This window comes from Rhizobium sp. CFBP 8752 (assembly GCF_014842035.1).
GTDB classification, from domain to species: domain Bacteria; phylum Pseudomonadota; class Alphaproteobacteria; order Rhizobiales; family Rhizobiaceae; genus Neorhizobium; species Neorhizobium soli.
The window spans coordinates 1,851,402-1,874,818 of the sequence record NZ_JACYUZ010000001.1 but is presented as its reverse complement, the minus strand read 5'-3'; the positions used below and the strand labels follow the sequence as shown (position 1 = coordinate 1,874,818).

Genomic DNA, 23,417 nt, shown 5'->3' with positions numbered 1-23,417 from the left:
AACAGTCGCGCCGGTTCTGGCGTCTCCGCTGGACGCGGAACTTCGGCCAGATACGCATGTTCTGGTTTCAGGAGGAAAAATAATGGCTAATTACATGTGGTTTATCGTCGTCGCAGGCGGAGCAGCAATGCTTGGGCTCGCACTTGCGTACGGTTCCTACAAGGAGAGCCGACATCGCTCTCTGATTCCGTTGGCCGGCTTGGCCGTTGCGATCGCCGTCGGCGTCGCGGTTAGCATCGGCGTCACGCAGGCTCCGACCGCCAACAGTGTGCCGCCCGATCCGCAGGGCACGCATTACGATACGCCGGCTGCCCCATCCCGCGAAAACGCGCTTCCCGGCACGCCCGCACCCTCGGATCAGAAGTGAAGACGACTTTGAGATGAGCGCGAGCAAACAGAAGACTCACGTTGCAACTGGGCGGATCGCGACCGGCTTGCTTCTTTAGCAATGGAACAGCACGCAACAGTGTTACACATCCCCGAACGCGAAACCTCTCGCGACATCAACGTGATTTTTTGCTTTGTCAAAATAGGGGAAGTGGAAAAGCGCCTGTCTTCGGATACGGATCAACAAAAACAGGCGCTTATCGCAGAATTTGGCTCCCCGGGCCGGATTCGAACCGGCGACCTGTCGATTAACAGTCGAATGCTCTACCGCTGAGCTACCAGGGAACAACCGCGCTTGCGGTGTGAGCGGGGTAATACAAATGCTTCACGCATTTGCCAAGCGGTTTTTTCAAAAAAATTAGGTCCGGCTTGTTTTATCCCCATGCATCCCCATCTCGCCCCTACAAAAAAGCGTTTAGTTGGAGCCGTATACGTGGTGGAAAAACCTAAAGGCAGGCGGTTTGGAATGGATCCGGGGCAGGGTCGTCTCTTCATCGCAGGGCGGTCCATTCCGATGCCGCGCTCGCGCGTGGCGCGGCTCTGCATCGGAACCGTTCTTATCGTCGGCGGCATTCTGGGCTTCCTGCCGATTCTAGGCTTCTGGATGGTGCCGCTGGGTATCTTGATCCTGTCGCAGGATCTCGCTTTCGTCAGACGTCGTCGTCGTCGTCTGGAAGTCTGGTGGGGTCGCAGACGCCGCGAGAAACAAGCAGCTTCGCTTCGGAAATGACATGACGTCAACCAGACCGGGAGAAGCTGTCGCCTGGTGCGAGAGCTTCTCCCGGGATGAGTCTTATCCGGCGAGTGACGCCAGGCCCTGCCCGGCGGCGAACGCGCCATAAGCAAGCGCCCCGAAATAGACGATCGTTGCAAGGTTGAAGAAATAACCGCCGAGAACGACGAGACCATCCCGCTGAACCATGCCTGTCGACAGAAGCAGAATAGCAATGCCGGGCAGCGTATTGGACAGGGGGATGAGGCCGAGCGGAAACATCAGCAGCACACCGGCGAACGTGATTGCGAGGCCATTGACCCTGTTGGCAATGGGCCCGGTCGTGATGCCGGCCATGCGGTGCTTCAGATATTTGTCGAGCCTAGAGACGATTTTCACGCCTTTCTCAAGGGTCGGCACCAGCTTTGCGCTGTCGAGTTCCCGATCGAGAATCGCACGAGGAAGCCAAGGCATCCGGTTCAGCACCACAGCAATGCTGATCATTATGATGGCCGCGCCGAACACGGTGCTAACACCCGGGATCGAAACGGGCAGCAGAAAGGGGAGGGATGTGACCGCGCAGATCAGCAGAAGACCCTGTTCACCGACGCCATCCATCAACTGACGCAGCGTCACGGTGCCGCCGTCAATCCGACCGATCAATTTCCTCAGCGTTTCGCTGAGACCTGCCGATGTATCTTCGAATTCCGCGTTATCCTGCAAAGCTGCACCTCTATCATAAGAAATGCAGTCTGAATAACAGCAGAAACAAGCAACTCAAAGGCAACAAAACGAACTCGCGCGACGCGCGGCGCGTCAGTCGACCATCAAGCCGTCTCCAGATGTACCGGTTATCGACACGAGCAACGCGTCGCGATTTCCCGGCTGCGCATGCAATCCACTATTTCGGTTGCGCCCAGCGGTCGTAGAGGCCGCAGGCCACCACGACAGCAAGAGTGCACAAAACGAATGGATTCAACGCGGCTACAAAATCGAGATACTGCATAACGGTCTCCTCTTCCCGTTACCCAAGCCGCCAGATGTCTCCCACACCTGACTTCAGACACTCTAACACGATTTTGATCCGTGAGCGAGAATGTTGATCAGGGCGAGCGTGCGGCTTGTGGGGGACGAGGAGAGCCGTCAGTCAGCTTGTCTCGGTGAGACCGTCAAAACAGGGCAACGAAAAGATGCCCCACATAAATGATGCTGACGAGGGATATAATAGTCGTGAACGCCATGACGGCGTCGGAAGATGAGAGCTTCATATCGAACCATCGCCGTCATGGCGATCCTCTGACAAGGGTATGGCGGCAACATCGCCGTCTGCCTATTTCTAGGACAAATAGTTTAACGCAGCCCTATGGAGGAACGTTAATATCTGGTTACGACCCGATCGTGAAATGTTGCGGCATCGTGTCGATGCTATGGGCGGGGCTCTCTCGGCACCCGCGCAGACCCCATACCGCTGCGCGACCATGTGATCACGCGACCACGGGCGCAAGCCTTGTCCGATACGAGTCGTTCAAGTCTAATTGACGTTGTTTGGAAGAGGGGTTTTGGGCTCGTCCGGCTTCTCGCGGCCGGCCGGCAGAAGCTGACCGGACAGTTCCACCAGCGGCGTCTGCGACAATGCCTTGGCTGCCTCCGCAAGCAGTGCGAGTTGCCGCGCAATATCTGCGAGTTGTGTGGCGGGATCATCCTTCAAATCGGCCTCGCTGCGATCATTCCGTGAGGGGCCGGAAATAGTCGCGCCTGCAGAAATGTAAAGGAATTTTGCTAATAGAAGCAATAAATCAACGGCGTAAAGGACTGCTCTACAGTTTTCCGGGTTTGCCGGTTTCCTTGGAAACGGGGGCCTAGCAGAATCTGTCCGCCGTCAAAGACATGGACTACCGGCTTCTCCAGTAGTAGACCGTTTTCATCCAGAATCGGCGCGCACGGCACCGGTCAGCGGGCCGCTAAGCGGTCCACGCCCTCAATCCACACTCGTCGACATGAATTTTGAGAATCGAAATGCTCCCACACCACGCCTACGCTGTTACTTCCCGTCCTTGGTATCTTTTGACACTGGCATTGGTCGGGGCTGCCGTTCTGTTCGCTATAGACCTTGCGAGTAACGGTTTTACGACAGCACTGACGAAGGAAACCGGCGCGCTCGAGATTTCGACGGCCCTTCTTTACGCCTATACCGCAATGGTGTGGCTGTGGACGCGTACCGGCGACATATGGCGGCGGGACTGGCAGGTTGCGGCCATCATGCTGTTGATGATGGGGCGAGAACTCGACCTCGACAAGCGGCTGACCAGTGTCGGCATGCTCAAGAGCAACCTCTACCTGACGAACATGGCGCAACCTGTCGAGCGCGTCTTTGGCGTTCTGGTGATCCTGTTCGTGGCAACCGTCGCGTTCCGGCTGATCGTTCGCAACGGCCCTGAGCTTCTCTCCGGCGTCAGGTATCGCGCGTCCTGGGCTTGGAACATCATCGCGGCGATCGGTCTTGCCATTGTGTCCAAGTCGATCGATGGGCTGGATCGCAAGCTTGCGCCTTTTGGCGTCATTGTCAGCGATCACACCAATCTTCTGTTGGGTATCGTCGAAGAAGTGCTGGAATTCGGCATTCCGGTCATGTTCCTGGTGGCGACTATAAGCTCCATCGATCTTTCCGCGGCAGCCAGGGGACGCAAGCCCGCCGCGGCGTCTGCTCTCTGACATCATCACGCTTCGCGCCCAATCCTTGCATTCTTGACACAAACCAGCGACCGGTGCCGATAAACGTCCGGTCTCTGGCATCCCGCTTATTGCCTCGAACGCAAAGCGCGGTAGTTGTTCCGGTTCACAGGAGCCGAACATGCAGCCGGAAAATCGCGTCCAACGCTATAAAGACACTATCCAAATCCTTCGTGCGGACATTGAGTGGCTGACCACGAGCGGGTTCAGGACGCAGACGACGTCGAACGAGACCCTCATCGCGGAGTTGGAACTGGCCGCAGAGGCGTATCGTGGCTTGGTCGAAGAACTGGTGCGGCCGGTGGGCTGATCCGGACAGACGACAGGTCCAATCGCGAATTGGCGGAAGGCTGGCGGGCGTGAAAGACGATCCGCTGGCGTTCTCGTGCACCAGTCGCAATACCTAAATAATACCGAGGAATGTGCGCGACCGGTTGCGATCGGACATATCGTGTCGATCGGCTGACGCCGATGCTAACCCATTGCGATATATCAAGAAAGGGATGGAGGCCTCGCCCGGAATTGAACCGGGGTACGAGGATTTGCAGTCCTCTGCGTCACCACTCCGCCACGAGGCCATCCGGTGCTAAAAAAGCGAGTGGTGGCGCCGAATTAGAACGAATCTCCGATGGGTGCAATACCCTTCTGTGCAATCCTCGACGTTTTTATCCACTTCATCAGCGGCGCCTGTCTGTACCGGTGATGAAGAGCGCCCGCAAAACGCGGCGTCCTCGGAAGATACCCTTGCGGGGAGGCTGTATGCAGCGTGTTCGCGTCATCTGGCTGTGTTGATCCTATGGTAAATATTTCACGAATATTCCTCGCGGTCAGGGGAACGGAACCGAGCTCTTCCGACTTTAGTGAGCGAAGCCCAGGGAGTGAAAAATGCTGAACCGATTGATCACCGCACTCTACAGACCCGTCACCGAAGATGATGCGACTGGCACGTTTGCAGATGGAGCCTTTCATCTGAGTGCTGCCGAGCAGTTGGCATTCGATCGCAGCCACAGCCTGCGCAAATCCTACGGACACGATGTCGTCCTCGCCAAGAAGCGCGAGCTTCCGACCCTTATCCTGCACTAAGCAAGAGTTGCACGTGCGCCTGCATCACCGTGTTTTTTCCAATCGATGCGCGCGCTATCTTGAAAGCGCAGCGAGAGGCAAGTAACACGGCTGAAGGATTGGCCGGTACGCCGGCGCTGTGAGGCAGGTGACATGATTGATTTCGAAGCAGCCCGTGTGAAGATGGTCGAGAACCAGATCCGCACGACAGACGTCACGGCACATTCCGTGCTTCAGGCGTTTCTCACGGTACAGCGCGAAAACTTTGTTCCGGCCAAGTCGAAGTCACTGGCCTATATCGACAACGATGTTGAAATCTGTCCCGGTCGCTTCCTGATGGAAGCCTCGCCTCTGGCCAAGCTTTTGCAGTTGGCTGCGATTACCAAGTCGGATACGGTGCTCGAGGTCGGCACAGGCAGCGGATACATTTCTGCGCTTTTGTCGCTTCTTGCGAAATCGGTCGTGTCGATCGAATCCGATGAAGCGCTCGCCGAGCAGGCAATCGCCAACCTCGCGGGCGCCCATAACGTGACTGTCGTCACGGGCGACATGGAAAAAGGCGTTTCGGATCAGGGCCCTTACGATGTCATCTTCATTGCTGGCTCGATCGAAGACGTGCCGGCTGAACTTAGTGCGCAGTTGAAGGATGGCGGGCGTCTGGTCGCTGTTCTCGGATACGGAAATGCCGCGCAGGCGACGCTCTTCGTCAAAGAGCAGGGTGCACTGTCAAAAAGCGCCCACTTCAACGCGTCGATCAAACCGTTGCCGGGATTTCGCCGAGCGAAGGATTTCGTATTCTAAAATCGGCTTGCTGACGATTTGCGAAGTTTAGAAAGGGGGCCTTGGCCTCCTTTTTGTTTTTCCAGCGCGATACAAATCGGCAGCGGGGATTCACGTCGGCAACAAATCTGTGTATCGCTAGAGTCGTTGATGCGCCCGTCGTTGTATCGCGAGACGAGGTTCGTAAAGTGAAAACGAATCAGACCTTTGAAAAGAGGTCGTCTGCCGACCTGGCACCCAGTCGGCGAGAACGGGGATGAAAATGGCTCAGCCAAGTGTAGCGCGTGAACCGTCAATGGAAGAGATCCTGGCTTCGATCCGCCGGATCATCGAAAGCAACGAGCCGGTCGGCGAGGGTTCACCAGATCAGGCATCGCGTTCGCCCTATGCGGATGACGATCTGATCGACGATATCGACGATACGGACTTTGCGTCCGATCTTGCCGCTGGCATCGCTGCAAACGACCCGGGTCTTCCTCTTCGTCCCCATTCACCGGCCCCGATGCCGTTCCAGTCGGAACCCTACGCCCCCGCATCTGCAAACGACGCACCCAAGCCTGTTTCCGCATCGACAGTCGACCCTGAGATTTCATCATCGGGTGAGCGCTCGCTCTCGCTTGCCGACGTTGCGGCCCGCGTCCGCGCCGCTTCGGCCCGCCAGCAGGAAAATGCGATGAGCCGCCCGGCACCGGCGCCGCGCCTGTCGATGCCCGCAGCCGAGAAGGCATCCGCTGCAATCTCGGCCTTTGCCGACGTCGCGCTGCGTGACACCATCGCCCCTGTCGAAACAAGGCCTGCGGCAATGGTATCCAAGCCGATCGAGACCCCTATGGCGAAAGACGTCGAGCCTGCAGGAACATCGCCCATTCCAGCGCTGAAGCCGCAACCGGCAGTCGCGCAGCAGCCGGAGATGTCCGAGCCGGTCGAGCAGGCGGCACCGAAGGCGCAACCGGCTCAGCAGGAAAATCTTCCGGCGATGATCGAGGAGGCCGCTGCAACGCTCCTTTCGGTCGAAGCGGGCGCGCAGGTGACAAAATCGTTCAACGAACTTGCAGCCGTCTTCGATGGGCTCGAGCGTCGCTCTGTCGAGGATATGGCGCAGGAAATGCTGCGTCCGATGCTGCAGGAATGGCTGGACGACAACCTGCCGACACTGGTGGAACGTCTCGTGCGCGAGGAAATCGAGCGCGTTGCCCGCGGCCCGCGTCGCTAAATCGCCTCCAATGCCTGTCATCAAGGGCCGCTCCACACGGGGCGGCTTTTTTATTGACTTCACGGCCTCCACGTCTTTAACACCGCACCATCTCATTCAAAAAGAAAAACGGGTCAGGAAATGCTCGAAAAGACCTACGATTCCGCCGCCGTCGAACCGAAGATCGCCAAAGCCTGGGACGATGCGGACGCCTTCCGTGCCGGTGCCAACGCAAAGGCTGGTGCGGAAAGCTTCACCATCGTCATTCCGCCGCCGAATGTGACCGGGTCGCTGCACATGGGGCACGCGCTCAACAACACGCTGCAGGATATCATGGTCCGCTTCGAGCGCATGCGCGGCAAGGACGTGCTGTGGCAGCCGGGCATGGACCACGCGGGCATTGCCACCCAGATGGTTGTCGAGCGCCAGCTGGCCGAGCGAAAGCTTCCCGGCCGCCGCGAGATGGGCCGCGAGGCCTTTGTCGAGCGCGTCTGGGAATGGAAGGAAGAGTCGGGTGGCCTGATCTTCAACCAGTTGAAGCGCCTTGGCGCATCCTGCGACTGGTCACGCGAACGGTTTACGATGGACGAGGGTCTGTCCAAGGCCGTTCTCGAAGTCTTCGTCACGCTCTACAAGGAAGGCCTGATCTACCGCGGCAAGCGGCTGGTCAACTGGGATCCGAAGTTCGAAACGGCGATCTCCGATCTTGAAGTCGAGTCCAGGGAAGTCGAAGGCCACATGTGGCACTTCAAATACCCGCTGGCCGGCGGCGAGACCTATACCTATGTCGAGAAGGATGCGGACGGGAATATCGTGCTTTCCGAAGAGCGCAATTATATCTCGATCGCCACGACGCGTCCCGAAACCATGCTGGGTGATGGTGCGGTTGCCGTCCATCCGTCGGACGAGCGCTATGCGCCGATCATCGGCAAGCTGTGCGAAATCCCTGTCGGCCCGAAGGAGCATCGCCGCCTGATCCCGATCATCGCTGACGAATATCCGGAACCGGATTTCGGCTCGGGCGCGGTCAAGATCACCGGCGCGCATGACTTCAACGACTACCAGGTCGCCAAGCGCAACAAGATCCCGCTCTATCGCCTGATGGATACCACCGCCTCGATGCGCGACGATGGCGACGCTTATTCTGTCTATGCGGCCAAGGCGCTGGAGATAGCCAAGTCCGGCGAACTGCCGGGCGAAGCCGATATCGACGAGATCAATCTGGTTCCGGAAGAGTATCGCGGCCTCGACCGCATGGTCGCCCGCAAGAAGATCATCGAGACGATCAATGCCGAAGGCCTTGCCGTTACCGTCAAGGACAGCGAGGGCAACGACATTCCGTATGTCGAGGCAAAGAAGATCATGCAGCCGTTCGGCGACCGCTCCGGCGTCGTCATCGAGCCGATGCTGACCGATCAGTGGTTCGCCGACGCCAAGACGCTGGCCGAACCGGCGATTGCTTCGGTTCGCGAAGGCCGCACCAGCTTCGTCCCGAAGAACTGGGAAAAGACCTATTTCGACTGGATGGAAAATATCGAGCCCTGGTGCATTTCGCGCCAGCTCTGGTGGGGACACCAGATTCCTGCCTGGTATGGTCCTGATGGTCAGTGCTTCGTCGAAAAGTCCGAGGAAGAAGCACTCGACGCGGCCATCCAGCATTATCTGGCACACGAAGGCCCATGGAAGGCCTGGGTTCAGGAGAAGCTCGAGAACTTCAAGCCTGGCGAGATCCTGATCCGCGACGAGGACGTGCTCGACACCTGGTTCTCGTCGGCACTGTGGCCCTTCTCGACGCTAGGCTGGCCGGACAAGACGCCGGAACTGGAGCGCTATTACCCGACCAGCGTTCTCGTCACCGGTTTTGACATCATCTTCTTCTGGGTTGCCCGGATGATGATGATGGGCATGCATTTTATGAAGGACGGGGAAGGCGAGCCTGTCGAGCCGTTCCACACCATCTACGTTCACGCGCTGGTCCGCGACAAGAACGGCCAGAAGATGTCGAAGTCGAAGGGCAACGTCATCGATCCGCTCGACCTGATCGACGAATACGGTGCCGATGCCCTGCGCTTCACGCTCGCCATCATGGCGGCGCAGGGACGCGACGTTAAACTCGACCCCGCCCGTATCGCCGGCTACCGCAACTTCGGCACCAAGGTCTGGAACGCAACGCGCTTCGGGGAGATGAACGGCGTCAAGCGTGATGCGGGCTTTGATCCAAAGAATGCGAAGCTGACCGTCAATCGCTGGATCCTCACGGAACTGTCGAAGACCGTTTCTGACGTTACCACCGCGATCGAGACGCAGCGCTTCAACGAGGCTGCGGCATCGCTCTACCGCTTCGTCTGGAACCAGGTCTGCGATTGGTATGTCGAGCTGTTGAAGCCGATCTTCATGGGCGAGGATGAAGCCGCCAAGGCCGAGGCGCAGGCCTGCATGGCCTATGTCCTGGAGCAGAGCTACGCGCTTCTCCACCCGTTCATGCCGTTCATGACCGAGGAGCTCTGGGCTCACACGGCAGCCCGTGACGGATTGCTCGCCCATGGCGAGTGGCCGGTCTCCGGTTTTGCGGACGCTGACGCTGCCGACGAGATCAACTGGCTTGTCGATCTGGTATCCGGTCTCCGCTCTGCACGGTCCGAAATGAACGTCCCGCCATCGGCGACAGCACCGCTCATCATGGTTGGTGCCAATGCGGTCACCTCGTCGCGGCTCGCGCGTCACGAGGCGGCAATCTGCCGGCTCGCGCGTGTCGAGAGCATCTCGACAGCTGACGTCGCCCCGAAGGGTGCGGCACAGATCATCGTCGGCGAGGCGACGGCCTGCCTGCCGCTCGGCAACCTGATCGATCTCGGCACGGAGAAGGCCCGAATCGAGAAGGCGATCGTCAAGAACGAGCAGGAAAAGGACCGTCTCGGCAAGAAGCTCTCCAACGAGAAGTTCATTGCCAATGCCGATCCGGACGTGGTTGCGGCTGACCGGGAGCGCCATGCCGAACTGGAAGTTCAGCTCGAAAGCCTCAAGATCGCTCTGCAGCGGGTCATCGAAGCCGGCTGATGACCAAGGTCTCCGCCGTGCTCTAGGCCGGCGCCAACGAACGAATCTCTGAAAGCCGCGGTCCTGTGACCGCGGCTTTTCGCTGCGCTTCGATCCAGAAGTTCCGTTTGCGTGCACATGCACAACGGGAGAAAGCCGCAATGTTGCCGCATTGTCACATCGCCGCGCCCATGCGGGATGGTGTTCTAATTCCAGCTACGGTACGGCCCCAGATTAGGTAATTTTGTTCCCAACCACCGATTCGGTGGCGATTGTTCCTCCGCTTACGTAAATTAGCGACCGTTTTGCAGCGCAAGATCGGGGACAGCCGAAAGTTGTTATTTTGGGCAGAGTATTTAGAATTGTCTCAATGACTTGCCTGGGAGTGGGAGACGAGATGCAAAGCAATTACATCGCCAAGGGCGCCTTTGTTCTGATGGCTGGATGGAGCGTTTATTCGCCAGCGTTAGCGGGCGGACTGGAACGTGGGGGATACAATATCGACCTTCTGTTTGACAGGTCGCCCTATGCCGCCGAAGCGACGGCAACCTACGTCATGCCGCAGCGGAAGCTGAAGAACGCGCAAGACACCATCACCGGACCGGACGGCAACCTCAGCACGACACCCGGCTATTCCTATTCGAGCACTGCTGACGACAGCGAGAGCTACTGGTCGCCGCGGATCGGCATCAAGGCGGGTATCGGCGATTCCGTCGACTGCATGTTCGATTATTCTCAGCCCTATGGTGCGCATACCAATCCCGGCGCCAACTGGGCGGGTGCCAACGACAACATCGAGACGAAGGTCGACAGCGACAACTACGCAGCCACCTGTTCCTACCGCTTCGATGCCGGCCCAGGCCAGCTTCGCCTGATCGGCGGCGCGAACTATCTGCGCATGGATGGCTTCAAGGAACGGCTGTTGATCGCCCCTGAAGCGCTTGGCTTCGCGTTCAGCGGTGTTGGTCGTCTGGACCTGGAAGGCGACGGTTGGGGCTGGCGTGCCGGTGCGGCCTACGAAATCCCGGAATACGCATTCCGCGCGAGCCTGATGTATTATAGCCAGGTGAAGCTCGACGAGGTCACCGGTACGGTCGATCTGACGCAGGTCCCGGTCGGCAGCGTCTACGCCGGTACCGTCGTGCCGGTTGAAGGCTCGACTGCTATGCCGGATGCCCTCGAGCTGAAGCTTCAGTCGGGTATCGCACCGGACTGGCTTGCTTTCGGTTCGGTCAAGTGGACCGACTGGAGCCAGTTGCAGCGCATTCCCTTCTACAACAACGGTGTTGAGATCACATCGCTCGATCTCGGCTATCGCGACGGCTGGACGATCACCGGCGGCATCGGTCACAAGTTCAACGAACAGTGGAGTGGGGCCCTGAGCCTCACCTGGGATCGTGGCACATCGCAGGAATTCGGAACGCAGACAGATACCTGGCTATTCAGCGCCGGCGTTTCCTATGCCCCGACCCAGCACGTCGAGATTCGCCTTGGCGGCGTGCTCGGCATCCTGACGGGTGGCGAGTCCAGCGCATCGTCCATTGACGGCATCCCCGTCGGCGACGAAGCGAGCTACGAATACGATAGCGACCTGGTTGCAGCACTTTCTACGTCGTTGAAGGTAAAGTTCTGAAAACAGTTACTAATTAGCAAAAGCCCGGTTCGAGCCGGGCTTTTTCGTTTGTGGCGCGTTTTCGCCGACCCCTCCGAATTTGTGACGATTTGGCAACAGTCTTGTGCCACGATGAGCGGGTCGGCGAACAACGGAGATTTTGTCCATTTCCCGCCACAAACAGGGAGCAGCGGTAAAGGAATAACGGACACGGACCGCGGGGGCGGCGCGTGTGAATTGGAGTACCATGGGCGGGTTTTTCAATAGAATACGGGGCTTTGGCCGCGTTGTCGCAGGCGGATCGGATCGCCGCGCACAACTTCGGCGCGTTTTGCCGGCAGGTCCTACTCTTGCCGAAAACGGGACGTACAGTTTCCATTCTAGAACGGCAGCGATAGCTGGCGTCTCGCTGATCGCCGGTTGGCTGATCAGGCCGTGTAATCGGTCGGAGATGGCAAGCTCTATGACTTCCGGGTGTATGGGAAGAAACTGAAACATGTCGAAGTTTGGCATTGTGTCCATGAAAGTATTGCTTCTTGGCGTGTCGCTCACCTCGGCTGTGGTGGGCTCGGCAGCTGCGTTCGACATCCAATCCGGCGTGACCAAGGAATCGGGTCCCTTCGACCTCTTCAAGTTCGGCTTCAAGGCCTACAAGAACGGCCAGAAGGAAGACGCGGTCGAAGCGTATCGCTATGCCGCCGAGAAGGGACATACTGGTTCCCGCTGGGCATTGGCGAACATGTACGCCTTCGGCGATGGCGTCACGAAGAACGATCTCGAGGCGTTCAAGATCTATAACGAGATCGCCACGCAGGGCGTCGAACCCGGCTCGGAAGATACCGGCTTTTTTGTCAACGCGCTTCTGTCGCTTGCGACCTACTATCGCCGCGGCATCCCCGATACACCGGTGAAGCCCGATCTTGCCCAGGCGCGGCAGATCTATTTTCAGGTCGCTTCGACCTTCGGTGTCGCGGAGGCGCAGTTCCAGCTTGCCAAGATGATTCTTGCAGGCGAGGGCGGATCGCCAAACCTTCAGCAGGCGAAGAAGTGGCTGAACCAAGCCCGCAAGAGCGGCCATCCGGGCGCCATGGCCGTTTTCGGCAACATCCTGTTCGACGAGGGACAGACGGTCCGCGGTCTCGCCTTCCTGACGGCTGCACTCGACAAGTGCAGCACGAAGGACTGTATCTGGATGGAGCCCTTGCAGGAGCAGGCTTTTTCTATGGCAAGCGAGGAAGACCGTCGCGGTGCGATCGCGCTTTCGCATGAGTTTGCCAAGGGTATGGACTGAGGAAGCGGCGTCCGCTGCTTCCTGTTAGTTCCGGACGATCAGGGACAATAATCGCTCAGACTGGCGCGAAATCAAAAATCCCGGCGACCGGGACATGGTCGGACGGCTTTTCCCATCCGCGCACATGCTTCTCGATGACCGTCGCCTTCAACCGGTCGGCAGCTTCCGGCGACAGCATCAGATGATCGATGCGGATGCCGTTGTTCTTGTGCCAGGCGCCCGCCTGATAATCCCAGAACGTATAGAGCTTGGTGGCATCCGTGGTTGCGCGAACGGCGTCCGTCAGGCCGAGATTTTCGAGCGCACGGAATGCCGCCCTCGTTTTCGGCAGGAAGAGCGCATCTGCCGCCCATGCGGCCGGATCGAAACAATCGTGCGGCTCGGGAATGACGTTGTAGTCGCCGGCAAGTATCAGCGGCTCCTCGAGTGCCAGACATTGCTGGGCATGCAGCCGCAGCCGTTCCATCCAGGCAAGCTTGTACGGGTACTTGACCGGGTCATCGGACGGGTTGCCGTTGGGCAGGTAGATCGACGCGACGCGGATCACGCCGCCCTGAACGGAAAAGACGCATTCGATGTAGCGCGATTGCTCGTCAATTTGTCCGTCGGGACCGACGGCACCGGGTAGACCGCGCATCACTTCGTCGGGTTTTATCTTCGACAGGATCGCCACCCCGTTGAAGCCCTTCTGGCCGTGTGTCTCGACATGATAGCCGAGCGATTCGATCTCTAGCCGCGGAAAGCCTTCGTCGACGGATTTGATCTCCTGGAGGCAGGCGATGTCAGGCGACGAGTCGGCAAGCCATTGACGCAGATTATCGATCCGCGCCTTGACGCCGTTGATGTTCCAGGTGGCAATCTTCATTGCAGTCGTCCTTCCGTCTTCAGCCTATCCTTTTATCGAAAGACAAGCTGATGGGAAGGGTCGAGTGGCAATCTGATCAGGACGACCGGAAGATCTTAGATGGAGAAGCTGGTACCGCAGCCGCAGCTTGCGACCGCGTTCGGATTCTTGATCTGGAATGACTGGCCAAGCAGATTATCGACAAAGTCGATCTCTGAACCTTCCATGTAGACGATGGACAGGCTGTCGATCAGCACCTTGGCATCGCCGTTGGCGATCACCACGTCATCTGCTTCCGGCGCGCCCGCGAGGTCGAACTTGTAGGAGAAACCGGAGCAGCCGCCGCCTTCAACAGAAACACGCAGAGACTGCTTTTCGGATTCTGCCGCAACGATTTGGGCGATCCGCTTGGCTGCAGCATCGGAGAGAGTTACGTTCATCGTCATTTCAATGGTCTCCTGCCGGGGTAAAGGCCCGGTGAGTCTTGGGTAAAGGCACCCTGATAACTCGAAGATGGATGTCACTGCCGTTGCACACGGCAACACTATAGGTATGAAGACCTGAACGGCGCGTCAATGGGGCGTACCCATACACGACAACACGCAGGCACGCTTGAGGCATTAAGGACGGTTATGGCGATCGATACGGGGGTACTTGGTTTCGGTGGGGGCGAGCGAGCGTTATATGCATCCAATCCCTGGGCCTCGCGGGGCCGCCTGTTTCCCGAAGCGAGCAGCCTGACGCGCTCGGAGTTTCAGCGCGATCGTGACCGTATCGTCCATACGACGGCGTTTCGCAGGCTCAAGCATAAAACACAGGTGTTTATCAGTCCTGACGGCGACCATTACAGAACGCGGCTGACCCATACGATCGAAGTGGCGCAGGTGGCCCGCGCGTTGGCCCGTGCCCTGAAGCTGGATGAAGATCTGGCGGAGGGCGTCGCGCTCGTTCACGATTTTGGCCACACCCCCTTCGGACATACGGGTGAGGATGCGCTCGATGAGCTGATGAAGGCCTATGGCGGGTTCGACCACAATGCACAGTCGCTGCGGATCGTCACCAAGCTTGAGCGGCGATACGCGGAGTTCGACGGTCTCAACCTGACATGGGAAACGCTTGAGGGTCTCGTCAAGCACAATGGCCCTTTGATGATGGCCGACGGCAGCGAGGGCTCCCACGGTCCTTTGCCGCAGCCGATCCGCGACTACTGCCTCCTGCACGATCTCGAGCTTTCGAGCTATGCCAGCCTGGAGGCCCAGGTCGCGGCGATTTCCGACGACATTGCCTACAACACCCACGATATCGACGACGGGCTTCGCTCTGGCCTGCTCACTTTCGATATGCTGGAGGAGGTGCCGTTCCTCGCCGGACTGATGCAGGAAGTGAGGACGAAATACCCCAATCTGGACCCGACCCGCTTTGCCTACGAAGTGACGCGCCGCCAGATCACCCACATGGTCGAGGACGTTATCGCGGTCTCCCAGAAGAACCTTAGAGAGCTTGCACCCGAGAGCGCACAAGATGTGCGCATGGCGGGAAGGGTGATCTCGACCTTCTCCAACGAGATGGCGCAGACCGACAAGCAGATCAAACGAGTGCTGTTCTCCCGGATCTACCGGCACCCCGAAATCATGCGCATCCGGGCCGGCGCCTCGCAGATCGTCGTCGACCTGTTCCATCGCTACATGGACGACCCGGCGCTGATGAAAGGCCACTACTGGGTCAAGCAGATGAACGGCGTCCCGGAGGCGGCCCGTGCGCGCCACGTTGCAGATTATCTTGCCGGTATGACCGACACCTACGCAACCCGCGTCCATGCCGAGTTGTTTGACCAGACTCCTGATTTGCGCTAGGGCCTGCCCGACACCAATGGCTTCGAGGGGCCCGCCCAAAAACACTTTGAGCGGATGTAGACATATGAATCTTTTTGCCGAATTCGACAATAGAATTAAGAACGCGCTAGAAACTCTCGAAATCATTCGAGAAAATCGAAGTGCGGTTGATTTCGGACGCCTTACGGTCGAGCCTCCGCGCGATCAGAGCCATGGCGACGTCGCGACCAATGCAGCGATGGTGCTTGCCAAGCCTCTCGGCACCAACCCGCGCGCGCTCGCCGAGATCATCGCCGAAGCGTTGCGTGGCGACGCGGATATTTCGGAAGTCTCCGTTGCCGGTCCCGGCTTCATCAATATCAGGCTTTCCACCGGATACTGGCAGCAGATGCTCGCCAAGATGATTGCGCAAGGGACGGACTACGGCCGCTCGGATGTCGGCGCCGGTCGCAAGGCAAACGTCGAGTATGTCTCGGCCAATCCGACGGGGCCGATGCATGTCGGTCATTGCCGCGGCGCTGTCGTGGGCGATGCGCTCGCCAACCTGATGGCCTTTGCCGGCTATGACGTCACCAAGGAATACTACATCAACGACGCTGGGAGCCAGATCGACGTTTTGGCCCGCTCGGTCTTCATCCGGTACCGCGAGGCGTTGGGCGAAGCAGTCGGCGAGATTCCGGCTGGCCTCTATCCGGGCGACTACCTCGTCCCGGTCGGGCAGGCTCTGGCAGCTGAATACGGTCCCCGGCTGCATGCCATGCCCGAAGACGAGTGGATGCCGATCGTCAAGGAGAAGGCCATCGACGCGATGATGGCCATGATCCGCGAAGATCTCGAAGCCCTCAATGTGCATCACGACGTGTTCTATTCCGAGCGCACGCTGCATGCGGACGGCGCGCAGCGCATCCGTGCGGCGATCAACGATCTGACGTTCAAGGGCCATGTCTACAAGGGCAAGCTGCCTCCGCCGAAGGGTCAGCTTCCCGAAGACTGGGAAGACCGCGACCAGACGCTGTTCCGCTCCACCGAAGTCGGCGACGATATCGATCGCCCGCTGATCAAGTCGGACGGCAGCTACACCTATTTCGCCGCCGACGTTGCCTATTTCAAGGACAAGTTCGACCGCGGCTACGATGAGATGATCTACGTGCTCGGTGCCGACCACGGTGGCTACGTCAAGCGGCTCGAGGCCGTGGCGCGCGCCGTCTCCGAAGGCAAGTCAAAGCTCACTGTTCTTCTCTGCCAGCTCGTCAAGCTTTACCGTAACGGCGAGCCGGTCAAGATGTCGAAGCGCTCCGGCGACTTCGTGACGCTACGTGACGTCGTGGACGAGGTCGGTCGCGACTCAGTCCGCTTCATGATGCTCTACCGGAAGAGCTCGGAGCCGCTCGATTTCGATTTTGCCAAGGTGACCGAGCAGTCGAAAGACAACCCTGTCTTTTATGTCCAGTATGCCCACGCCCGCTGCATGTCGATCTTCCGCCAGGCAAGGGAGGCGTTTCCGGGTCTGGATACCGAGACGCTCGATTTCGCTGAAAACATTGGCGAAATCACCGACAAGAGCGAGCTTCAGCTGGTCGCGAAGCTTGCGGAATATCCGCGAATCGTCGAAGCTGCAGCTCTGGCCCAGGAGCCGCACAGGCTCGCATTTTACCTCTATGATCTGGCCAGTTTCTTCCATGCTCACTGGAATAAGGGCAAGGACCAACCGGAATTACGGTTTGTTAACGATAAAAACCGACAATTGAGCATTGCCAGGCTTGGACTGGTGCACGCAGTCGCCTGTGTCCTGAAGTCGGGACTTGCAATCACAGGTACAGCGGCACCTGAGGAAATGCGGTAGAAACGCCCTCATTTCCCCACATTGCACTGGCAGATGAGTTGTAATGGTGGTGAGTGGACGAGCGAATGGCGGACAACAACCTAGCGCGTAGCCGGAATGACGCCCCGGAATTTTTTGCTGACGGCGATCCTCTGGCAGAGCTCGCTCGCATCGTAGGCTACGAGGAACGGACAGTCGCTAATCCGGCTGCCCCTTCCGTGGGTTCTGCGCCAATGGCGGCATCTGCCCGCCGCGAGCCGGCCTTCAATCTCGAAGACGAGTTGCTGCGGGAATTCGAGCAATACGATACTCCGCGGATCGATCCGGTCAACGATATTCCGCTCGACGCCAAGCCTTCCCGCGTGGAGGCGCCTTTGCCGGTCGATCACGGCTATCAGGCTGCGCCTTCTATTGCCTATGAGCCTCCCATCGAACGCGAGCCGGTTTTCAAACAGCCGGTCCAGTCGGTGGTGTCGCAGACGCAGGAAGATCTCAACCCTTTCGATGCTCCGGAATTCTCCGTCGATCCGTTTGGTGCAGCACCTGCGGAGGCGGAAGCTGTTTCCCCTGCCGTCGATGCTCACCGTGCACCGGCCGAGCCGAATTTCGACCCGTCAAATTTCCATGGCCTTCCGACACTCCGTGCGGAGGTAGAGGGCGCCGATGACTATCAGCCTGCGACTCAGTCCAGGCAGGAACCGTCGGTTGACGCTTTCGATCTGGCCGCTGAGCTGGAGAGCTCGTTCGCCGTTGCAGCCGAGCCAGTCGCTGCAGCTCCCATGGTTTCGGCGCCGGAGCCTGTTCGGGCTGAACCCCGCAAGAGCACCGGTTACACGCCGGGCTTTCGCATGCCGCTTGCGAATTTCGGTTTGAACGCCGGTGTCACGCCGCTGGAACGCCCCGTCGAAAAGCCGCCGGTTGTCCAGCCCAAGGCCGTTGCTGCCCCGGTTGAACAGCCTCGCGCTGCTGAACCGGTCGCTGTGAAAGAGGTCGTTCAGCCCACTTTGGAGGCGCAGAAATTTTCGCCGCTTGACGAGCTGGTTTATGACGTTGCCCGTTTCCCGGTCAGCCAGGAAGCGCCTGCGACTGTTCGCGCCGAGCCGAAACTCGACCTGCCGCAGGCTCCGGCCTCCAAGCCGCAGCCAATCGCCGTCGCTCCGATCGTTGCCGCTGTGGCGGCGCCCGTGATCCCGACGCCGGTTCCAACGCCGACTGTTCAGCAGGCGGCACCCGTCGCCGACCTGGCAGATGACTTCGATCCTTTCGCCGACGAAGACTTTGAACTGGCGCTTGACGATCTCGAACTCGATCTAGCCGACATCGTGGTGGCGGAAAACTCCGTTCAGCCGGTGGCACCTGCCGCGGCAATACCTGCCGCCGTGTCGACGCCCGCGGCTGCGGCAGCACCCATCGTTGCAGCAGCGCCTGAGCCGGAAGAAGAAGTCGCCGTCGTCGAAGCGGAAATGCCGTTCGATGCGGCGATGATTTCCGAATCGGAAGAGCATGTCGAGGCGATCGCCGATCTCAACGTGCCGGACCTGCCAGTCGAGCAGCCGGAAGAAGAGCCTGCCTACGCGTCCGAGTACGATATCGATATCGATGCAGAACTCGCGGCGCTCTTGGTAAACCCGACGTCGCAGACTGCTCCGGCACCGCGGCATCAGGAGGCGGCTGCCCCGGCTTCCGTCGCTGCCGGCAATTTCCCAGAGCAGCCTCGGCAGACATCGGGCAGCGCTTACCCCGACCTCGACGATTTCGAGCGGGCCCTGGAAGAAGACTTCCGTCGCAGCCTTGTCGCGCCGCTTCCGGCCAACGACCATGACAGCGATCTCAACGGATACGAAAACGACCTCGACCAGCGTTCGCCCCGGTCGGCGTCCCGGACGTGGCTTCTTCCCATCGCCGTTGTCGGCGTCCTGGTCGTTGCCGGCGCAGGTGCCTACACGATGCTGGGTAGCGGACCTTCGCGGATGATGGGCGGCGAGCCGGTCGTCATCGCAGCCGATACCGATCCGGTAAAGGTTGTCCCGGAAAATCCGGGTGGCAAGACCGTTCCGAATCAGGACAAGGCTGTTTACGACCGCGTTGCCGGCGCTGCATCCGAAACGCCGAAGCAGGAAGCGCTGATCTCCAGCGAAGAGCAGCCGGTCGATGTCGTCCAAAAGACGCTGATGCCGGAAAGCCTTCCGCTCGAAGGCGAAAACGATATCGATCCGACTGATACCGGCGAGACCCAGGATGCACGTCTGCTTCCCGATCAGGGCCAGCAGGTTGCTTCGACGGGCGGACAGGATCCTCTCACCGTTACACCGCGTCGGGTAAAGACGATGATCGTGCGTCCGGATGGCAAGCTCGTCGAACAGGAAGTGCCGGCTCCGGCGCTTGCTGCGGCGCATACAGGCAAGATGCCGGCGGCTTCGGTGAAGTCTCCGGAACTGGCCCAGCCAGTCACTCCGGCCGCTACGATCGCCGCATCTGCACCTGCTGCCAGCACGGTTGCCGAAATCATCCCGGCGTCTGCGCCGATGACGGCAGCCACTATGGCGCCACTGGACACTTCGGCACCTGCTGCTGTCGCGAAGGCGCCGGTCCCGAAGGTTCGTCCTTCGCAGCAGCCGGTCAATGTCGTCGCATCCGTCAGCGATCAGGGCAACGTTCGCGCTCCCGCAGCACAGGTTCAGCCGGTTTCGGCAACTCCTGCCGCTGTCAGTGCACAGGTCGCGTCGGTCGGCGAGGGCGGCTACGTCATTCAGATCGCATCGCTGCCGTCCCAGGCTGACGCTCAGAGGTCGTACCAGAACCTGTCGTCGAAGTTCGGCAACGTGATCGGCGGGCGTGGGGTCGATATCAAGGCTGCTGAAATCGCCGGCAAGGGTACCTTCTATCGCGTTCGGATCCCGGCCGGCAGCAAGACGGAAGCCGTAGCACTCTGCGAAAAGTATCGCGGTGTCGGCGGCACCTGCCTCGTCGCTCGCTAAGATCTTTGACGAGAAACCATCGACCGGGGCGCACGGCGCCCCGTTTTCTATTCTGCTTCCAGCATTCTAGGATCGAACATGACCGAATCGAAAGCGATGATCCTGGGCTCCAGCGGCCCGCAGCTTACCCAGGACGAAATCCTGCTCTACCGGGATGAGCGTCCCTGGGGTTTCATTCTCTTTGCCCGCAACTGTGTCGAGCCGGCCCAGATCACTGATCTGGTTGCAGCCATGCGCGACACCGTCGGCCGCCCGGATGCGCCTGTCCTGATCGACCAGGAGGGTGGCCGCGTTCAGCGTATCCGTCCGCCGATGATCGAGCGTTATCCGTCAGCCGCCGCCTTGGGGGCTCTCTACAAGAATGACCGTGAAATGGGCTTGCGCGCCGCATGGCTGATGTCGCGGCTGCACGCCTTCGATCTCATGAAGCTCGGCATCAACGTCGACTGCCTGCCGGTCCTGGACGTACCGGTGGAAGGCGCCAGCAACGTCATCGGCGACCGGGCCTATGGCTTCGATCCGAAGACGGTGTCCGAGATGGGGCAGGCTGCGGCCGATGGCCTCAAGGCTGGCGGCATGCTTCCTGTGATGAAGCATATCCCGGGCCACGGCCGCGGCTTGGCCGATTCGCATCATGAACTGCCGGTCGTATCGGCATCGCGGGCGGAACTCGAAGCGCATGACTTCCTGCCCTTCGTGGCGCTCAAGAACGAGCTGATGGCGATGAGCGCGCATATCGTCTTCACCGCGATCGACACGGAAGAGCCGGCGACGATTTCTCGGAAAGTCATCAAGGATGTCATTCGCGGTCATATCGGCTTCGATGGCCTGCTGATGTCCGACGACAGCTCGATGAACGCCCTAAAGGGCACGATCGGCGAGCGCGCGGCGAGAATCGTTGGGGGCGGTTGTGATATCGTCTTGCATTGCAACGGCCTGATGGACGAAATGAAGGCGGTTGTGAACGAGGCGATCCCGCTTGGCGGCGAGGCGCTTCGACGTGCCAAAGCGGTGGAGCAGGGTTTCCCGGTTGCTGACGATGCACAGGAAGACACGCTTCGCGACGAATTCCACGGACTGATTGGGGTCGCCTGACCGCCGACAGTGAAGACGGATCGGAATGGCGATGACAAAAGCTGAAAATGCCATTCCGATGGACAAGATGTGGCAGGACGTGACCGAGCGGGCGATCGATGATCCTTCACTGGTGATCGACGTCGCGGGCTTCGAGGGACCGCTCGATCTTCTGCTGCATCTTGCGCGCAGCCAGAAAGTGGATCTGTCGCGGATCTCGGTCCTGGCACTCGCCGAGCAGTATCTCACATTCGTCGACAGCGCGCGGCGCGTCCGGATCGAACTGGCGGCCGACTATCTCGTGATGGCAGCTTGGCTCGCCTATCTCAAGTCGCGGTTGCTGATCCCCAAGCAGATCAAGATCGACGACGGCCCGACCGGCGAGGAACTGGCGGCAACGCTTGCCTTCCGGTTGAAACGGCTGGAAGCGATCCGCGATGCAGCAGCCCAGCTCGTCAACCGTAACCGACTCGGTCGCGATATTTTTGCACGTGGGGCACCGGAGCATATCCCGCAGCACAGGCCGTCGGCCTATGACGCATCGCTCTACGACCTGTTGTCGGCCTACGCCAATCTCCGGCAGCGCAACGCCATCACCCATGTCACGATCGAACGCCGCAAGGTCTGGTCGCTGGTTGAGGCGAGGGACCTTCTCAACCGCATGCTGGGCGAGATCGGCGATTGGACGGCCCTGCAGCAGTACCTTCTGCCTTATCTGCCGCCGCAGGATCGCGTCACTGCGACTGCCAGCGCCTTTGCGGCCTCGTTGGAACTGGTGCGCGAAGGACAGCTCGAGATCCGCCAGGATGGCGCTTTCCAGACGATCTATCTCAGAAAGGGACCCGGACGGCCGAAGGCCGAGACGTTGCCTCTAAAGGCAGGGACCGCCGAATGAGCCCGGTCGAGGACGCGATGGACGACGACGCGGCAGTGGATGACATTGTGCCGGTGCCCTACTCGTCGGAGGAGATCGAGCGGATCGCCGAAGCCCTCGTGTTTGCATCGGCTGAGCCGGTTTCGGAAGCGTTTCTGGCTGAGCGTCTTCCACGGGGAGAAGATATCCAAGCCGTGATGCAGAGACTGGCTGGCATCTATGCCTCACGCGGAGTGAACCTGGTCAAGGTGGCCGATCGCTGGGCTTTCCGCACGGCAGCAGACCTTTCCTTCGTCATTCGCAAAGACGACAGCGACGTGAAGAAACTGTCGAGGGCCGCCCTCGAAGTGCTTGCCATCATCGCCTACCACCAGCCTGTGACCCGTGCCGAGATCGAGGATATTCGCGGCGTCCAGACCTCAAGAGGTACACTTGACGTACTGATGGAAGCCGGCTGGGTTCGTTTCCGCGGTCGGCGTCGGTCGCCGGGCAGACCGGTGACACTCGGAACGACAGGAGATTTTCTCGATCATTTCGGGTTGGAAGAGCTACGCGATCTTCCTGGTCTCGAAGAATTGAAGGGCGCGGGACTTCTATCTGGCCGCATTCCATCCGGCTTTTCGGTGCCGGTTCCGGGCTCTGAGGACGAGCTTTCGGACGAGGAAGACCCCATCACCCAGCTTGATCTGGAGGAGCTTGGCTTGCTGCCGCCAACCGGCGACGGTGATGGCTAGCAGGGCTTTCAGCCAGCTTTCCCCTTATTATTCCCGTGTTCCCGAATATGGACCATGCGTGATCGTCCGTTGCCGACAGCAGCGTCGCTAGATCGCGAAAGTCATCCGTTCATAGCTTTTCGTGCAACGTATTTGGTGTTTGAAAAACAAACTTAAAAAGCTTACATCGGGGTCACGTTCCAATGGAGTTAGACTATGGGTTCTTTTAGTGTGTGGCACTGGCTGATCGTTCTAGTCATCGTGCTTGTCCTGTTCGGACGCGGCAAGATTCCTGAGCTGATGGGCGACTTTGCCAAAGGCATCAAGAGCTTCAAAAAAGGCATGGCGGACGAGGATGCCCCTGAGGCAAAGCCTACCGATACTGTGAACGGCGGCAGGACGGTCGATCACAAGCCCGACGAGATCAAGGAAACCACTCGGTCTTAATTGGTCGGGAGGGTTTCAGGAGCCTCGCTGA

21 protein-coding genes and 2 tRNA genes are annotated in these 23,417 nt (G+C 59.4%); 17 read left to right on the top strand and 6 right to left on the bottom strand.

Annotation, left to right across the window (positions count from 1 at the left end; genetic code table 11):
- The first annotated feature begins 82 nt into the window (after positions 1-82).
- Positions 83-367, top strand: a complete 285-nt coding sequence (locus IFT59_RS09025) for a hypothetical protein (protein ID WP_156461830.1) — start codon at positions 83-85, stop codon at positions 365-367.
- Between the two features lie 230 nt (positions 368-597).
- Here the strand turns inward: IFT59_RS09025 and IFT59_RS09020 are convergent.
- A tRNA-Asn gene (locus IFT59_RS09020) sits at positions 598-672 on the bottom strand.
- A gap of 181 nt (positions 673-853) precedes the next feature.
- Here IFT59_RS09020 and IFT59_RS09015 point away from each other — a divergent pair.
- A complete protein-coding gene (locus tag IFT59_RS09015) occupies positions 854-1,117 on the top strand; it encodes a PGPGW domain-containing protein (protein WP_062457597.1) in 264 nt (87 codons plus the stop codon).
- 63 nt (positions 1,118-1,180) lie between these two features.
- On the opposite strand, the gene IFT59_RS09010 is transcribed toward IFT59_RS09015, so the two are convergent.
- Together IFT59_RS09010 and IFT59_RS09005 are read right to left on the bottom strand one after the other, a co-directional pair.
- Positions 1,181-1,822: an exopolysaccharide biosynthesis protein gene (locus tag IFT59_RS09010; protein WP_062580325.1), complete on the bottom strand. Its 642-nt coding sequence runs from the start codon at positions 1,820-1,822 to the stop codon at positions 1,181-1,183.
- Positions 1,823-2,630: 808 nt separating this feature from the next.
- On the bottom strand, positions 2,631-2,807 hold the full coding sequence (locus IFT59_RS09005; RefSeq protein ID WP_192086661.1) for a hypothetical protein: 177 nt from the start codon (positions 2,805-2,807) through the stop codon (positions 2,631-2,633).
- A gap of 308 nt (positions 2,808-3,115) precedes the next feature.
- Between IFT59_RS09005 and IFT59_RS09000 the strand changes: the two genes are divergently transcribed.
- A complete protein-coding gene (locus tag IFT59_RS09000) occupies positions 3,116-3,811 on the top strand; it encodes a hypothetical protein (protein ID WP_139283852.1) in 696 nt (231 codons plus the stop codon).
- Between the two features lie 139 nt (positions 3,812-3,950).
- Positions 3,951-4,139, top strand: coding sequence for a hypothetical protein (locus IFT59_RS08995; RefSeq protein WP_062580327.1), 189 nt, complete (start codon positions 3,951-3,953; stop codon positions 4,137-4,139).
- A gap of 194 nt (positions 4,140-4,333) precedes the next feature.
- Here IFT59_RS08995 and IFT59_RS08990 read toward each other — a convergent pair.
- Positions 4,334-4,407, bottom strand: a tRNA-Cys gene (locus IFT59_RS08990).
- 307 nt (positions 4,408-4,714) lie between these two features.
- On the opposite strand from IFT59_RS08990, the gene IFT59_RS08985 reads away from it, so the two are divergent.
- From IFT59_RS08985 to exoR, 6 genes are all read left to right on the top strand, one after another.
- On the top strand, positions 4,715-4,912 hold the full coding sequence (locus tag IFT59_RS08985; protein ID WP_062457584.1) for a hypothetical protein: 198 nt from the start codon (positions 4,715-4,717) through the stop codon (positions 4,910-4,912).
- A 132-nt stretch (positions 4,913-5,044) separates the two neighbouring features.
- Complete coding sequence (locus IFT59_RS08980; RefSeq protein ID WP_192086660.1) at positions 5,045-5,692, top strand: protein-L-isoaspartate O-methyltransferase family protein; 648 nt, start codon at positions 5,045-5,047, stop codon at positions 5,690-5,692.
- A gap of 241 nt (positions 5,693-5,933) precedes the next feature.
- Entirely contained in the window at positions 5,934-6,884 is a 951-nt protein-coding gene (locus IFT59_RS08975; RefSeq protein ID WP_192086659.1) for a DUF2497 domain-containing protein, read from the top strand.
- 120 nt (positions 6,885-7,004) lie between these two features.
- On the top strand, positions 7,005-9,920 hold the full coding sequence (locus tag IFT59_RS08970) for a valine--tRNA ligase (RefSeq protein ID WP_192086658.1): 2,916 nt from the start codon (positions 7,005-7,007) through the stop codon (positions 9,918-9,920).
- 376 nt (positions 9,921-10,296) lie between these two features.
- Positions 10,297-11,532 (top strand): OmpP1/FadL family transporter, encoded by a 1,236-nt coding sequence (locus IFT59_RS08965; protein WP_092662102.1) that lies wholly within the window; start codon positions 10,297-10,299, stop codon positions 11,530-11,532.
- 475 nt (positions 11,533-12,007) lie between these two features.
- Positions 12,008-12,802, top strand: a complete 795-nt coding sequence (exoR, locus tag IFT59_RS08960) for an exopolysaccharide production regulator ExoR (protein ID WP_062457569.1) — start codon at positions 12,008-12,010, stop codon at positions 12,800-12,802.
- 55 nt (positions 12,803-12,857) lie between these two features.
- Here the strand turns inward: exoR and xth are convergent, their stop codons facing one another.
- Both xth and erpA read right to left on the bottom strand, forming a co-directional pair.
- Positions 12,858-13,667 carry an exodeoxyribonuclease III gene (xth, locus tag IFT59_RS08955; protein ID WP_192086657.1) on the bottom strand — a complete coding sequence of 270 codons (810 nt, stop codon included), beginning with the start codon at positions 13,665-13,667 and terminating at the stop codon, positions 12,858-12,860.
- Between the two features lie 95 nt (positions 13,668-13,762).
- On the bottom strand, positions 13,763-14,092 hold the full coding sequence (gene erpA / locus IFT59_RS08950) for an iron-sulfur cluster insertion protein ErpA (protein WP_062580337.1): 330 nt from the start codon (positions 14,090-14,092) through the stop codon (positions 13,763-13,765).
- A 186-nt stretch (positions 14,093-14,278) separates the two neighbouring features.
- Here erpA and IFT59_RS08945 point away from each other — a divergent pair, with 186 nt between their 5' ends.
- From IFT59_RS08945 to IFT59_RS08915, 7 genes are all read left to right on the top strand, one after another.
- Positions 14,279-15,499 (top strand): deoxyguanosinetriphosphate triphosphohydrolase, encoded by a 1,221-nt coding sequence (locus IFT59_RS08945; RefSeq protein WP_192076813.1) that lies wholly within the window; start codon positions 14,279-14,281, stop codon positions 15,497-15,499.
- Between the two features lie 64 nt (positions 15,500-15,563).
- On the top strand, positions 15,564-17,321 hold the full coding sequence (gene argS / locus IFT59_RS08940; RefSeq protein ID WP_192086656.1) for an arginine--tRNA ligase: 1,758 nt from the start codon (positions 15,564-15,566) through the stop codon (positions 17,319-17,321).
- A 212-nt stretch (positions 17,322-17,533) separates the two neighbouring features.
- On the top strand, positions 17,534-20,278 hold the full coding sequence (locus IFT59_RS08935; RefSeq protein WP_249407520.1) for an SPOR domain-containing protein: 2,745 nt from the start codon (positions 17,534-17,536) through the stop codon (positions 20,276-20,278).
- Between the two features lie 78 nt (positions 20,279-20,356).
- A complete protein-coding gene (gene nagZ, locus IFT59_RS08930; protein ID WP_192086654.1) occupies positions 20,357-21,373 on the top strand; it encodes a beta-N-acetylhexosaminidase in 1,017 nt (338 codons plus the stop codon).
- 31 nt (positions 21,374-21,404) lie between these two features.
- Positions 21,405-22,247 carry a segregation and condensation protein A gene (locus IFT59_RS08925; RefSeq protein WP_371816173.1) on the top strand — a complete coding sequence of 281 codons (843 nt, stop codon included), beginning with the start codon at positions 21,405-21,407 and terminating at the stop codon, positions 22,245-22,247.
- Between the two features lie 17 nt (positions 22,248-22,264).
- A complete protein-coding gene (gene scpB / locus IFT59_RS08920) occupies positions 22,265-22,960 on the top strand; it encodes an SMC-Scp complex subunit ScpB (protein ID WP_249407571.1) in 696 nt (231 codons plus the stop codon).
- Positions 22,961-23,155: 195 nt separating this feature from the next.
- Positions 23,156-23,386, top strand: a complete 231-nt coding sequence (locus tag IFT59_RS08915) for a twin-arginine translocase TatA/TatE family subunit (RefSeq protein ID WP_062457545.1) — start codon at positions 23,156-23,158, stop codon at positions 23,384-23,386.
- Positions 23,387-23,417: the final 31 nt, after the last annotated feature.